At 42.0% G+C, this 14,113-nt stretch carries 11 protein-coding genes; 6 read left to right on the forward strand and 5 right to left on the reverse strand.

Translation table 11 applies throughout. The features are described from left to right. Positions 1–7 precede the first annotated feature (7 nt). The 5 genes from ACEZ3G_RS01095 (at position 8) to ACEZ3G_RS01115 (ending at position 8,975) form a co-directional block, all read left to right on the forward strand. The gene (locus tag ACEZ3G_RS01095; protein ID WP_432423635.1) at positions 8–715 is read left to right on the forward strand and encodes a DUF4197 domain-containing protein; all 708 of its coding nucleotides are present in this window, start codon (positions 8–10) and stop codon (positions 713–715) included. A 402-nt stretch (positions 716–1,117) separates the two neighbouring features. After that, the gene (locus ACEZ3G_RS01100) at positions 1,118–2,641 is read left to right on the forward strand and encodes a helix-turn-helix domain-containing protein (RefSeq protein WP_432423636.1); all 1,524 of its coding nucleotides are present in this window, start codon (positions 1,118–1,120) and stop codon (positions 2,639–2,641) included. A gap of 603 nt (positions 2,642–3,244) precedes the next feature. Then, a complete protein-coding gene (locus ACEZ3G_RS01105) occupies positions 3,245–6,472 on the forward strand; it encodes a SusC/RagA family TonB-linked outer membrane protein (RefSeq protein ID WP_432423637.1) in 3,228 nt (1,075 codons plus the stop codon). Between the two features lie 18 nt (positions 6,473–6,490). Further along, on the forward strand, positions 6,491–8,167 hold the full coding sequence (locus tag ACEZ3G_RS01110; RefSeq protein ID WP_432423638.1) for a SusD/RagB family nutrient-binding outer membrane lipoprotein: 1,677 nt from the start codon (positions 6,491–6,493) through the stop codon (positions 8,165–8,167). A gap of 22 nt (positions 8,168–8,189) precedes the next feature. Further along, positions 8,190–8,975, forward strand: a complete 786-nt coding sequence (locus tag ACEZ3G_RS01115) for a hypothetical protein (protein WP_432423639.1) — start codon at positions 8,190–8,192, stop codon at positions 8,973–8,975. A 250-nt stretch (positions 8,976–9,225) separates the two neighbouring features. Here ACEZ3G_RS01115 and ACEZ3G_RS01120 read toward each other — a convergent pair whose 3' ends face one another. The 3 genes from ACEZ3G_RS01120 to ACEZ3G_RS01130 all read right to left on the reverse strand — a co-directional run bounded on the left by ACEZ3G_RS01120 (position 9,226) and on the right by ACEZ3G_RS01130 (position 11,687). After that, the gene (locus tag ACEZ3G_RS01120) at positions 9,226–9,960 is read right to left on the reverse strand and encodes a hypothetical protein (protein WP_432423640.1); all 735 of its coding nucleotides are present in this window, start codon (positions 9,958–9,960) and stop codon (positions 9,226–9,228) included. Positions 9,961–10,371: 411 nt separating this feature from the next. Next, on the reverse strand, positions 10,372–10,875 hold the full coding sequence (locus tag ACEZ3G_RS01125) for a hypothetical protein (protein ID WP_432423641.1): 504 nt from the start codon (positions 10,873–10,875) through the stop codon (positions 10,372–10,374). Positions 10,876–10,904: 29 nt separating this feature from the next. Next, a complete protein-coding gene (locus ACEZ3G_RS01130; RefSeq protein WP_432423642.1) occupies positions 10,905–11,687 on the reverse strand; it encodes an alpha/beta fold hydrolase in 783 nt (260 codons plus the stop codon). A 232-nt stretch (positions 11,688–11,919) separates the two neighbouring features. Here ACEZ3G_RS01130 and ACEZ3G_RS01135 point away from each other — a divergent pair, with 232 nt between their 5' ends. Then, entirely contained in the window at positions 11,920–12,117 is a 198-nt protein-coding gene (locus tag ACEZ3G_RS01135; protein ID WP_432423643.1) for a hypothetical protein, read from the forward strand. Here ACEZ3G_RS01135 and pyrF read toward each other — a convergent pair. Continuing rightward, positions 12,114–12,935 carry an orotidine-5'-phosphate decarboxylase gene (gene pyrF, locus ACEZ3G_RS01140; protein ID WP_432423644.1) on the reverse strand — a complete coding sequence of 274 codons (822 nt, stop codon included), beginning with the start codon at positions 12,933–12,935 and terminating at the stop codon, positions 12,114–12,116. The two genes, ACEZ3G_RS01135 and pyrF, sit on opposite strands and share 4 nt — an antisense overlap. A gap of 84 nt (positions 12,936–13,019) precedes the next feature. Further along, positions 13,020–14,096, reverse strand: a complete 1,077-nt coding sequence (prfA, locus tag ACEZ3G_RS01145) for a peptide chain release factor 1 (RefSeq protein WP_432425129.1) — start codon at positions 14,094–14,096, stop codon at positions 13,020–13,022. Positions 14,097–14,113: the final 17 nt, after the last annotated feature.

Here is a 14,113-nt window from a genome sequence, read left to right on the forward strand (position 1 = left end):
AGAAAATATGGTCAAAAAAATCATTCTCATTTCACTTGCCCTGCAATTGACATCGTGTGGCGAATTGCAACAAGTAGTGAATCAGTTGCCTCAAGGAACCCAGGGCCTTAGTAATTTTGAAATCGGAAACGGACTTCGGGAAGCACTTGACAAAGGTATCGATAGGCAAGTGAGCAAGCTCACCCAGACCGATGGCTTCTTCAAAAATGAGTTGGTCAAAATACTTTTGCCGGAAGAACTTCAAAAAGTCGACAAAACCCTGAGGGATATTGGACTAGGAAATCTTGCCGATGAAGGTCTCAGGGTACTGAACCGCGCCGCCGAAGATGCGGTGGGCGAAGCGACCCCTATTTTTGTCGATGCCGTCAAGGGCATAACTTTTGAAGATGCGCGCAACATATTATTGGGTAATGACGATGCCGCCACGCAATACCTGAGCAACGTTACAAGTAAGGCCTTATATCAGAAATTCCATCCCCAGATAGAAAAATCGTTCGATAAAGTCGGTGCGGCCGAAATTTGGAACAACCTAATCACGCGCTACAACAACATACCTTTAACAAAAAAAGTGAATCCAGATCTAACCGACTACGTGACACAGGAAGCACTTCGCGGTGTTTACACGATGATTGCGGTCGAGGAAAAGGAAATTCGCACCAATGTTTCGGCACGAACAACGGATTTGTTACGTAGGGTTTTTGGCCAACAGGATTGAAAATCAAAATATTCCATCACCCTTAGATACTAAATCAATACATCTTCCGTTAAAAAAATAGGTGGCGTCGTAAACCTTGACAAACACCTTTTTTAAGCGCATATCAAAGACCTTTTACTATATTTTTGAGTTAGTATTTTTTGAGTTAGTTAGTTAAAAAACCGGTGGGAGCACCGGTTTTTTTATTTATGATCCAAAATATATGGCTGATTTAAACTCCGATATGAATGCGGTCCTATGGACTCCTTAGCCAGTGTACGTACTGATTTTCAGTTGTTTTTAAAGGTAAATTATTATCGGGACTTACCTGTTTTGACATTTTTTTAAGATTTCATATGATTTAATTCTTTAATTTAAGCCTAGCTAATTCAGGCTTCATCAATCATCAATCAATCAATCTCAATGAGACAGCTAGTATTCTTTGTTTTACTGTCTATACCCCTAGTTCAGTTTGTCAATGGCCTTGAGCCACAGCGCGGTTCAATAGATATTTCTACAACAACCGATAGCCCTTCGAAGGAATTGCTAACAAAGGCCAACGAATCCTTTCAAAAGGAAGAATTTGAGCAAGCCATTGTCGATTATGAAAAAGTGCTTGCGCACAACGGCATTGAAAAGGCACCTATTTTAAAAAAGCTGGCCATTAGCCACGCCTCGTTGAACCACCCTGCCAAGACCGTGGATCTCATAGAAGATTATCTTTCCATAGAGTTTGATACCGGAATATTCACACAAGACGGTTTCTCTCAAGTCAAGAATTCGAGCGAATTCAAGTCCCTTCTCCAAAAATATACCCCAAAATTCACCATTTGGTCATTTCTGTATTTGTATGTAGCCCTGATAGGTTTTTATATCGCCTTGATCATAAACTTCAATAGAAAAATCGACCGTGTAGCTCGAATTTTGATCAGTGCCTTTATTTTTATACATTCGATTTTCATCTTCAATATCTGCATCAACATATCCAATTATCAGTACCAGTACCCCCATTCGTATTTAATGTCGACTTCGTTTTCATTCTTATACGGTCCCTTGCTCTATTTCTATTTTAAGAGAATAACGCAGCAGTACACTTTTAAAAAGACAGACCTATTGCATCTGTTGCCAACACTACTTTTTCTTATCTACATAATTCCCATATATGGGCTTTCAGGTCAGGAAAAGTTGCACATTATGTTAGAAAGTGCCGAATTGGGTCAAAATGCGGGAGATTCAAAGGATATGTTGGCCATCGTCGTATTAAAACTTGTGTCATTGGCCACCTATGGCTTTTTTATCAGAAAACTGTACCTGAAATCGAAACATATAAAAGAGGTTTCAAGCAACAATAAGACTTGGCAAAAGAATATTTATGGGCTCCATGTGTTATATATCGTCACCTATGCCCTTTACGGTATACTCATTGTAAACCATATTTTTTCAGGCATCATTTATCATACGCCCATCGTATTCATGGCCTTAATGGTAATGTATCTTGGGTATTCAGCCAATGTGCAACCCAGTGTTTTCGGCGGCCTATATTCAAGCGACAACCGATTGTTCTTCAAATACGAAAAGTCTGGGCTTACCCAAAGTCTCTCAAATGAATTGAGAGAACAGTTGCTACATCTTTTTGATGAAGTGAAAATATATAAGGAAAGCGACCTTAACCTTGGCATGTTGGCCGAGCGGCTGAATACAACACGTCACAATGCATCACAGGTCATAAATGAACATTTTGAAATCAGTTTTCACGAATTGGTCAACAAATATCGGATCGAAGAGGCAAAAACAATCTTGGACCACAACTATCAAAAGAACATGAATATTATTGATGTTGCCTACGAAGTAGGTTACAACAACAAGGTAACCTTTAACAAAGCTTTCAAAAAAGAAACCGACTTAACGCCCAGCGAGTATCAGAGGAAGGTTCTGGAAGCAGTATAAAGCATCATATCGAAGTAAATCTTCATCGGGAATTCAGTTCTTATCCTTTCCTAGCGCGATCAAGAATAATGCCAAATCTCAATGACGACCGTTTTTTGTCAAAATACCCTATTGTGACATTTGATAATGATTTTACCCGTCTATAGCCCCTAAATTTTCCCTTGAAAAAAACGTCGTAATCCACCTACAAAAACTTCTTCGCCATTCGATGCCATCGATTTGAAAATGTTGGTCGCCACCCTTGTTCTATATAGGTAATCTACTCGATCACCAGAGCTTCTGACGTCAATAACGGTAACCGATTATCAAATCATCATGGTATTCTAAAAATAACAAAAATCGATGATTTTGTTTTTGAGGGTAAAGTTCCGGTAAATCTTCATCGGCACGGTAAACGTTTATAGGTCTTTCCTTCTTTAATGTTAAGAGCCTGTTAATTTGATTCCTGAACTAAAGGTGTAAACAAGGTTTGAGACAAGGTTCGTATGTGAAAACGGCTCAAAGCAAGCGGCTTGGATAGCCCTTATAGCTTTTATAATGTACACATACAAGATGTTCTTGAACCGAAGGGCACAAAACTCAAATTAATTTAAAACATGAAGTATGCGAAAAAAGAGTAATTGGATGCTTTTGATATTCTCGCTATGTATATCATTGGCGTTTGCACAAGAAAAAACTGTTTCCGGGGCAATTTCGGATCAGGACGGTGTTCCATTACCGGGAGTTAATATTTTAATCAAGGGTACGACCACGGGAACACAGTCGGATTTTGATGGAAATTATGTGATCAACGCCAATGAAGGTGACGTTCTCACTTTTTCATATTTGGGTCTTAAAACACAAGAACAGACCGTAGGTGCTTCCGATACCATTAATATTTCGATGGAAGAAGACGCACAAGCTCTCGAAGAAGTCGTGGTTACCGCTCAAGGTATTAAAAGAGAATCAAGATCTTTAGGATACGCGGTTAGCAAGGTTGATGGCGACGATCTTGAACAAAATGCCCAAGCCGACCTAGGTCGGGTACTATCGGGCAAAGCGGCCGGGGTCAACATAACTGCCACCAATGGGGTCACAGGGTCGGGTACCAACATTGTAATTCGCGGTTACACCTCGATAAGTGGTAGCAACCAACCATTGTTTATCGTTGACGGTGTGCCCTTTGATGGCGGCACCAACAATCAGACCGATTATCTGGACAACGTTACCGAATCGAGCCGATTCTTAGATTTGGATCCCAACTCAATAGAAAGTGTCAACGTGCTTAAGGGGCTTAGTGCCACCGTATTATATGGTGAAGCTGGCCGTAACGGGGTAATCCTTATTAATACGAAAGGTGGTTCCGCTAGGGCTACGAACAAAAAATTCGAGGTATCGCTGACGCAATCAGCGTTTTTTTCATCGGCGATCATCCCGAAATATCAAGATAACTACGGCGGAGGGTTTCATCAAGATTACGGATTCTTTTTCAGTAACTGGGGACCTTCGTTTAAAGGTGATTTAAGTGCCAATCCTAATTTTCGTGGAATTGACGGAGACGGCACGACTTTGGTCAACGGGCCTTTGCTAGGAATCGCCGATCAGACATTGGTAGCAGGTTTTGAAGAACTCGCCAATGAACCTTACAGATACCAACCTTATGATAGCGTTGAAGATTTTTTCAGAACCGGTACGACGACCACAACATCTGTCGGTGTCAACGGTAGTTCTGAAAACGTGAATTACAGCTTGAACTATTCACATCTCGTTGACAACGGGGTCACCCCGGGAAATAAACTGATTCGAAACAACTTCGGTATTGGTGGTAATGCCCAGCTAAGCAATAAGCTGAAATTTACAAGTACTTTGAACTACGCGGTAACGGGTTACACGTCTCCTCCTGTAGCACCAAGTTTTGGTTCCGGGTCAGGTTTTGATGGTGGTTCCGCTTTCGGTGACTTGATGTATACACCAAGAAGTGTGAATTTGTTCGGCCTTCCTTTTGAAGCTGCAGATGGTCGAAGTGTATATTATCGCGCGGGTAATGACATTCAGAATCCGAGATGGACGGTAGCCAACTCCAAGGTAAAACAAGATATTAAAAGGGTCTTTGGCAGTGTCAGTGGTATCTATGAAATCAACAATTGGCTCACGGCAACTTATAGATTGGGTATTGACCAATACACCGAAACCAACTTTTATGGACAAAATCGAGGAGGTGTCGATGGGAATACCACAGGTATACTTAGAACATCAAATGTAGACAACACCATTTGGGACCATACCTTGCTGCTTACGGCAAATAAGGATGTTGGCGAAAATTGGAACTTTGGTGGTAACCTTGGAGCGACTTCGAGAAGGGAGCTTTTTAAAAGGGATGGCGTTGAAAGCACCCAGCAGTTGGCATTTGGCATTCTTGAACACTACAACTTTGTGAACCACTCTACGGTCAACAGTTTTTCAAATACCGACATTGCTTTTCAAAGTGAAAGGAATACGGTAGGTATCTATGCGGAAGCTGTCGCAGGTTACAAAGACTTTCTATATCTGAACGTGGCCGCACGTAATGACTGGACCTCTACACTAGAGACCGATAACTTTTCACTTTTCTATCCCGGGGCCAGTATTTCGTTTGTACCGACAACGGCTTTCGAAGGTTTAAGTTCAGATAAGGGTCTGAACTATCTAAAGGTTCGTTTTGGTTATGGGTCATCTGCTGGTTTCCCACCTACATATAGTACTCGAAATACATTGGCACTTACATCAAGGGCCTATGACCTTGGCGAAGGTGGGGTAATTTCAGGAAATTCCGTTTCCGGGCGACTTGGTAATCCTAATTTAAAGCCTGAACGCGTCGGAGAACTGGAGTTGGGTATGGATTCGCGATTGTTCGATAGAGTGAACTTAAACGTCAGTGTTTTCAAGAAAACCACCACCGACCTGATTACCGATCAGGGACTTGATGATGCCACAGGATTTACCGTGACACGTATCAATGCAGGTGAACTCGAAGTCAAGGGTCTTGAGGTGGACTATGACTTTGACATTATCAGAAAAGGAGGTAATTTCTCATGGAACATCGGTGGTAATTTCTACGCCGACGAATCAACGGTGACGGAGTTACCCGAAGGTGTTGACCAGATTCTTCTTACCCAGGCGGTGACCGGATATGCGGCCAATTATGCCGTTGAAGGTTCGCCTTATGGCATTTTATTGGGAAGTACCGTACAACTTGATGCCAGTGGCAATAGAGTCGTAGCCGGAGACGGCACCTATTTGACCGATGAAACACTTCGACCCATTGGTGACCCGAACCCAGATTGGACGACCGCTTTGAACAGTGGAATAAACTATAAAGGATGGTCTTTCAACATGGACTGGCAATACCGACATGGTGGAGATATATTCTCGACCTCGGTTGCCGCCTTCACTGGGCGTGGAGTTGTAGACTTGGACAACCCTGTTAATCGCGAGGCGACTTATTTGCTTCCTGGAGTCAAACAAGATGGCACACCCAACGATATTCAGATTACCGCAACTAACTTAGGGTTCGATGTCTATGGTATCGGGGGAGCGAACGAATTCTGGATATTCGATGGCTCAACAATTAGACTCAACGAAGTTTCCTTAGGCTACAGTCTGCCATCCAAATTTTTGGACAGAACGCCCTTTGGCAGTATATCATTCACCGTTTCAGGTTTCAATGTTTGGTATAAGGCCGTGAACTTTCCTGATGATATCCGATTTGACACCAACTCCTTAAGTACCGGGGTTGGAAATGGTCTAGGAATAGATTTCATTACAGGCCCTAGTGTGCGTCGGTACGGGTTTAGTTTAAAAGCCACATTCTAAAAATTAAAAAAAATAAAGATGAAAAGAATATTCGAACATATAATCAAGCATATCAAAAACGGTAAAGCTTTGTTAGGGGCCCTTTTCGTACTTGGTGCCTGCGAAAGTACCGAGCTTAAAATATTGGATAACCCCAACGCTTTAACACCAAATCAGGCCGATATTGATCTGTTTTTGAACAACATTCAATTGGGCACCGTATTTTTCTATGAATCGGACAACACCGATAATGAAAATGGTGCCAATGAACTTGGTGCAAAAGTAAGTCGTTTGCTTGCCATGACCGCCGGTAATCAATATTCCAATGCCTATACGGGCCAAAGTACAGACGAGATGTGGGAAGATGCCTATTCCGATGTTTTGATCGATGTGCGCACGATGATACCGCTTGCTGAAGAGTTGGAATTGTACACCCACGTAGGAATGGCACAGGTACTTGAATCATACATCGTGATGACCTTGGTGGATTATTTTGGCGACATACCTTATTTTTCGGCATTGCAAGGTTCCGAAAACCTTAATCCAGCGGTCGATTCAGGAGCCGATATTTATGCGGCAATTGACGAGTTGCTCACAACTGCAATCGACAATTTCAATAAAGAAGAGTTTGCAGCACCGGCCAGTGATGTTTTCTTTGGGGGCGATGAATCTAAATGGATCAAACTCGCCAATTCGCTCAAATTAAAACTTTACCTGCAAACACGTTTGGTAGATTCTGGGGCAGGTGGAAAAATCAACACGCTGATCGCCGATGGAAATCTGATGGATACCGGGGCCGATAGTTTTTACTTTCAATATTCGGCGGTCGACGCCAATCCTGATAGTAGGCACCCTATTTACTCAGATGCATTTGACGCCGGAAAAACCGATTATCAAAGCAATTGGTACATGAGCTTAATGGCTTTGGACAGGTCCATTCCCGACCCTAGGATTCGTTATTATTTTTATCGTCAAGAACTTGATTATTCTGCGGCGAACAACCAGACCAAAGAGTGTGTTATCGAGACCGCTCCCGCCCATTACGCTGCCGACGAGGTTTTCTGTACGGTAGACGGCGGGTATTGGGGCCGAGATCATGGCGATGACGATGGTATTCCACCCGATGATGCGTTGGTGGCCCTGCATGGCGTATATCCGGTCGGCGGACCATTTGACGACGATACCGCCGCACCTCAACTTAATCGAAACGTTGGTTTGAAAGGTGCCGGAATATCACCGATCATGATGTCTTCTTTTGTAGATTTTATGCTGGCCGAATCGGCGCTTACCTTGGGCACCACGGGTGATGCCAAGGTCTATCTTGAAAATGGTATGAGGGAGTCGATCGCCTTTGTAATGGACTTTGGTTCAGGGTTGGCTTCTGAAGCTGCCTCTTTCATTCCTACCGAAGGAGATATAGATACCTATGTGAATGAAGTATTGGCAGATTACGATGCCGCAGATGCTGACGGAAAATTGGAAATCGTAATCGAACAATATTTCATAGCCCTTTTTGGAAATGGAGTAGAGGCCTATAATACGTATAGACGGACAGGGTTGCCGAACATGCAGCCTACGATTCAGCCAAATCCTGGAGTATTCATGAGAACATTTCCATACCCTGATAACTTGGTGAACCAAAATTCAAGTGTAAGCCAAAAACCGATTTCTGTACAGGTTTTTTGGGATACGAATCCAGCTGATTTCATCGACTAATTCAAATAAATTCAATAAGATCATGAAAAAAAGATTAATAATAATTTCAAGCTTGTTCGTTTTAATGGGTACATTTTCCTGTCAAGACGATGAAAAAGACCCATGGATAATCCATGAAGATCGGGCAAATGATGGCGTTTTTCCGACTCTTACGGTGAACAATGGTGTAGTCGATACCAGCAATCCAGATTCGGCATATTCGATTACTATCGACTCTCCTAGGGGCAATATCGCGAGTTATGACCTTTCGGCGACAAGAGTATCGCAAGGTGTTACAACGGGCCCTGTGCCAATCGTGACCTTAACATCGTTCCCTTCCGATATTAACCTGAAACTAGCCGATTTAGCTGCCGCATTTGGAATCGAAACAAGTGAAATTCTTGCAGCGGACACCTTTAATTTTACGGCGACCGCTGTCGGCACCAATGGCAAAACCGCATCTTTTGCCAATCTTAATGGTGATTCGAGAGGCCCTGGCATGTTCAATGCCTTTAACTTTTCGCTTACGATAAAATGCGCCCCTATATCTGATGCCACCGTTGCCGGTACTTGGATAGTGGATATGGTGGATCTGTACGGAGATGGCTGGGACGGCGCTTTCCTAACTTTCGAAGTCGATGGTGTTTCAACAGTTTATACGGCTACGGGTGACGGCACGGTGCACACTATTGAAGTTCCTGCCGGAACCTCAAACCTAGTGATCACCTATACGAGCGGTGCCTTTGAAGAGGAGCATGTGTTTTCGATTACATCGCCGGATGGGGCTTATGGTGAATATGGACCAAATCCTGATCCATGTGTAAATTAAATCACTAACTGGTGTGATCGTGCCCAATAGCTTCAGGGCTATACGGGCAGCGTGTAGAGTAAAAAACTATGGCCGTTCCTTGCAAGGAACGGCCATAGTTTTTATATATTATTTTTTAAAATAAGCGGTTGGCCAAATCTAATCAGCGTGTGACGAGGAGAATCGTGAGAGGCCTATTTAAGCAGGAAGTTTATAAACGGTTTCTGTTCTTGTTCGATCATCAATAATGATGATCAGTCGTTCGGCGCAATCACTTTTTTAGGGTGTTTGCATAATAAAATAATGCCATCAAATCATTTTCGGCGTTAAGATTCAGTTTGTTCTTTCTAATGAACGCTTTTAGTTCGGCTCTATCACCGGCATCGAAAAGACCAAGAACCTGTCGTCTGCCAGCTACTATTTTTTGAAGCATCTCGGTTTCATTTTCTTTGCCAAAATAATAACCGGTTTCATCGATAAACTTGGAATCGACCGAGGCGGCCAGGGAATTCACGGAAGTTCTTCCTTCTTGAAACCTTTTTACCCTTCTAACGAACAAAAAATATTTTCCGCTGTTTACAAGATTTTTTAGATACCCCTTCTCTATCCCATCCGAACCATTAAAACTTCGGTATACGATCCGTTTGCTATCCATAATGCAATAGAGTTCATTGCTCTTCAGTAATGCCCCGTATTCTTCTTCAGAAAGCGACGTTTTTTTTATCTGTATTTCATCATTGTAAGCGTCGTACCTTAAATAGGGCGTTCCGATAAAATTGGCATTATAATAAACAGCCCCTTTTTTGAAGTCTTTGTCAAAGTAAGGAGAACCCTTGGCAATTTCGGAATAGGGATTGTTTTTTTCCTTTTCGGCATTTTTCTTCGATATGGTCCTATAGAGATCATCAAGCCATGGCACTCGGCCACTTTGCTTGCCCGCCGCCTGAGAAAGTGCTTGTGCATTACCTTGCGTTTGCCCTAAAACAAAAAGAAGGGTCAGAACCATAAAAAATCTATTTAATGTAATCATAATCAATCCAATTATTTACCGTTAATATGCCTAAAAACAAGCTTTTTATACAAAAATCAAGGTAGGAAAGAAATGGTTCAAAAGGGTAAAACAGGCGTAAATAATTGTCGGATGTGGAAAGGTTTATAAGTATTTCCTTGAATTATAGGATTAGTTGGTTTCTTTGGTTTATCAATTAAAAACAAAACTGTAAAGCAGCCCTGAGGATCTACTACTAAAAATATACTTCTGTCTCATTTTTAGGGTGATTATTTGAATTAGCTATCATTATAATCAGGGCTGCATTTTACATCAAGCTTTAAATTCATCAATCAAATCGTAATAATCAAGAAAAACGACCAGCAAAAAGCTGGTCGTTTTTCAATGTGTTCACCAACCTATTGTTAATTATTCCATTTTAGAATATAGGCCGTCAAAAGCAACGTTTACTACTTTATCATTTTCGAGCAACTCCCAAAGCTGGCGTACCGTTCCGTCATCGTTCAATGTCCAAGTTATTCTATTCACATATTCAGTACCATCGGAACGGGTAAATGTATCGGATGAAAGTATCATCTGGTTACCCGAACGATTGCCCTTTAGCTTAATAAGACTACCTGTATTATCTACCCAAAGCTGCTCCCACTGCTTTGTGCTCAAATTATAATAATTCATGCTGGTTCCCGTATTTCCGCTTGTGCCGACCCAATTCTCCAGCAAGAGGCAATTATCTTGTATCTTCTCGATAGTGTTTGAACCGGCCATGGACCCATTTGGGTTGACGACCCTCCATTTTCCAATCCAAAAATCAAAAGCTTTATGTGATTCTGAACAACAATTGCATACTTCCGATTGCGAATTCACCAAAATCGGAGCCAATAAAAACAAAGAAAAAAACAAAATATTCTTCATCCCAGCAGTACTTTGAAATAGTAAGGCTCTTAGTTTTCTTGGGAAAGGTAACCTATTACCATATCATTGAAGAGCTTTGGTTGCTCAACATTGACCACATGGCCGCAGTGCTCTACCAACAACAAACTGGATGTCTTACTTTTTTGAACCATTTTCTTTACCGAAGGCAGAAAAAGATAATCTTCACCACCCATCACGTATAAAGTAGGAATCTTTAGGTCAACAGATCTGAAGAAACGGAGCAAAGGGTTTATTTGCGAACCTAATCTATACCATCGATCAAACTCTTTTTGATACAATTTCTTGGCCTCTCGAACAAAAAGCAATCTTGATTCCTTATGATTGCTGTCGGGCATAATGGCAAACGTAAATAAACGATAAAGCCAAATATAGGGCACCAGCGACCTAAACAAACTACCGAAAGCCATTAGCATTCTAAATCGAAGGTCTAAACGCATGATCGCTCCGCCCATGACCATACTCGCCACACGATCTGGAAACTTTTCCGCCAAATTTCTGATCAGTACCGTACCCAAAGAAATACCTACAAAATGTGATTTTTCGATTTCAAGAAAATCAATGACCTCAACAATATCGTGGGTAATCTTATCGAAATCATATTTTTCGTCGAGCGCATCGCCCAAGGAAAGTTTAGATTTACCATGCCCCCTTAAATCCAAAAGAAGTACATTGAAGTGTTTTTTAAACTCCCGTACTTGCTTGTACCATATTGAAGAACTTCCTCCCGCACCATGTACGAAGGTCACCCAAGTCTGGGATCCTGAATGAAGATGTGTAATATAATTTAGCAAAGTGTTCTCGGTACTTATCTAAATTCTTAAGCTGTGCAATGTATTAAAACTTTTTATATGCCCGTAGCGGGCAAACATAATTTTTTAACAATTTAACCAGCATATTTAAAAAGACACCATGATGTAATTGTTAATAAATCATCAAAAGAACCGATTTTTAATGAAATATGTCGATTACCTACATCCAAAAGCTCTTTTCGCCCGTATATTTGAAAGAACAATGTATAATACTATGGAAAAGCAATATTGCAAAGTAGGTACCGTGACCCCGATCGCCGCTAACAGAAATTCGATACATCTTTTGGAGTATCAGTATCAGAGCTTTTTGGAGAAAGCCAGTAACATGGAGTACACCGACACCAAGTTGGTTGAATTTTTTGAGCAGAAGGCACAAAAAATAAAGAAAGTATTGGAAAAAATGATGGGCTAGGCCAAACCTATCAAAATCGCCTCCATTTCTTTCTGTATACGTTCGGCCTCATGGGCCGCCCCACTTGCAAAATCAGTATCGTTCGAAGCGTAGATTATACCACGGGATGAATTGACCAACAGTCCAACCTGTTTGTTCATTCCGTACCGGCAGACTTCTTTTAAACTCCCGCCCTGTGCACCAACACCGGGAACCAGCAAAAAACTATCAGGTACAATTTCCCTAATCTCTTTCAAATAGCTTGCCTTTGTGGCGCCAACAACGTACATAAGGTTTTCAGCGTTCTTGTAGCCCTTGGAAACCTGTAACACCTTTTTGTAAAGCTCTTGTCCGTCTATTTTTTCGGTCTGAAAATCATAGGCTCCCTCGTTCGAGGTCAAGGCCAGAAGAATCGTATGTTTATTATCAAAAGTCAAGAAAGGTTCTACCGAATCTCTGCCCATGTACGGCGCAATGGTCAACGAATCAAAATTAAGGTCTTCGAAAAAAGCCTTTGCATAACGGGTCGAAGTATTACCGATATCACCTCTTTTGGCATCGGCGATGGTAAATTGCTCGGGGTAATTGGCATTCAAATAACCAATGGTCTTTTCCAGTGCCTTCCAACCTTTAATTCCGTATGCCTCGTAAAATGCAATATTAGGCTTATAGGCCACACATAGGTGGTTTGTGGCATCTATTATCGCCTTGTTGAATGAAAATATCGGATCTTCTTCTTTTAATAAGTGGGGCGGTATTTTATCTAGATCCGTATCAAGGCCGATACAGAGAAAGGAGTTTTTTTTGCGTATTTGCCCCACAAGCTGCTTTGTTGTCATAAACTGAGGTCGTATTGAGGTCGCACGATACTTTGGGTCGCCATAAATTTATAATTAAACGCGATAGGGGAAATTTTCAAAGCCCTAGAATATTTCTGAAGCATCCCTCAATTTTTCTGTATTCTCAACGAGACTCAATTCGTCGATTATTTTTTGAATGTCTCCATCAATTATATTCTGCAGATCATATAGGGTCAAGCCGATTCTATGATCGGTCACCCTACCCTGCGGATAATTATATGTTCTGATCTTTGCCGAGCGATCGCCACTGCTGACCTGCGAGTTTCTTTTGGCGGCATCTTCTTCCTGCCTTTTGGCCAGTTCAAGGTCATAAAGCCTCGATCGCAATACCTTGAAAGCCTTTTCTTTGTTCTTATGCTGCGACTTCTGATCTTGGCATTGGGCCACCAAACCGGTCGGTAAGTGGGTCAAACGTACCGCAGAATATGTCGTGTTGACCGATTGCCCTCCTGGGCCCGAAGAACAGAAAAAATCAATTCTCACGTCCTTTGGGTCTATTTGTACATCAAAATCCTCCGCTTCGGGCAGCACCATCACCGTGGCCGCACTCGTATGAACCCTGCCCTGGGTCTCGGTCTGCGGCACGCGCTGAACACGATGCACGCCGGCCTCGAATTTCAGGGTTCCGTAAACATCCTCACCGGCAACCTCGAACTGAATCTCTTTGTAACCGCCACTGGTACCCTCGCTTAAATCGATGACATTGGTCTTCCAACCTTTTGATTCGCAATATTTTGTATACATTCGAAAAAGGTCTCCGGCAAAAATACTCGCCTCGTCACCACCGGTACCGGCCCTGATTTCGACGACAACGTCTTTTGCGTCTTCAGGATCTTTGGGTATGAGCATCAACTTGATCTCATCCTCCAATGCCGGCAGCTTCTGTTGGGCCTCTTCAAGCTGCATCCGAGCCATTTCGAGCATTTCAGGTTCGCTTCCATCAGCAATAATTTCCTCGGCTTCATGTATATTATTTATCAGGTCGATATACCTCGAACGCCGATCCATTAAATCCTTAAGGTCTTTATACTCTTTTGTCAATTGCACGTAGCGCTTTTGATCCGATATGATATCGGGTTGTATGATAAGATCCGATACCTCATCAAAACGCTGCTTTACAATATTCAATTTATCTACCATTGGCTTACTTCGCTTGA

Source organism: Meishania litoralis (assembly GCF_042611095.1).
GTDB classification, from domain to species: domain Bacteria; phylum Bacteroidota; class Bacteroidia; order Flavobacteriales; family Flavobacteriaceae; genus Meishania; species Meishania litoralis.

What these genes read in the sequence shown, in the direction of transcription:
- ACEZ3G_RS01100 (WP_432423636.1), top strand. Translation starts at nt 1,118, where the DNA reads ATGAGACAGCTAGTATTCTTTGTTTTACTGTCTATACCCCTAGTTCAG.
- ACEZ3G_RS01115 (WP_432423639.1), top strand. Translation starts at nt 8,190, where the DNA reads ATGAAAAAAAGATTAATAATAATTTCAAGCTTGTTCGTTTTAATGGGT.
- ACEZ3G_RS01105 (WP_432423637.1), top strand. Translation starts at nt 3,245, where the DNA reads ATGCGAAAAAAGAGTAATTGGATGCTTTTGATATTCTCGCTATGTATA.
- ACEZ3G_RS01110 (WP_432423638.1), top strand. Translation starts at nt 6,491, where the DNA reads ATGAAAAGAATATTCGAACATATAATCAAGCATATCAAAAACGGTAAA.
- ACEZ3G_RS01095 (WP_432423635.1), top strand. Translation starts at nt 8, where the DNA reads ATGGTCAAAAAAATCATTCTCATTTCACTTGCCCTGCAATTGACATCG.
- prfA (WP_432425129.1), bottom strand. Translation starts at nt 14,096, where the DNA reads ATGGTAGATAAATTGAATATTGTAAAGCAGCGTTTTGATGAGGTATCG.
- ACEZ3G_RS01125 (WP_432423641.1), bottom strand. Translation starts at nt 10,875, where the DNA reads ATGAAGAATATTTTGTTTTTTTCTTTGTTTTTATTGGCTCCGATTTTG.
- ACEZ3G_RS01120 (WP_432423640.1), bottom strand. Translation starts at nt 9,960, where the DNA reads ATGGTTCTGACCCTTCTTTTTGTTTTAGGGCAAACGCAAGGTAATGCA.
- ACEZ3G_RS01135 (WP_432423643.1), top strand. Translation starts at nt 11,920, where the DNA reads ATGGAAAAGCAATATTGCAAAGTAGGTACCGTGACCCCGATCGCCGCT.
- pyrF (WP_432423644.1), bottom strand. Translation starts at nt 12,935, where the DNA reads ATGACAACAAAGCAGCTTGTGGGGCAAATACGCAAAAAAAACTCCTTT.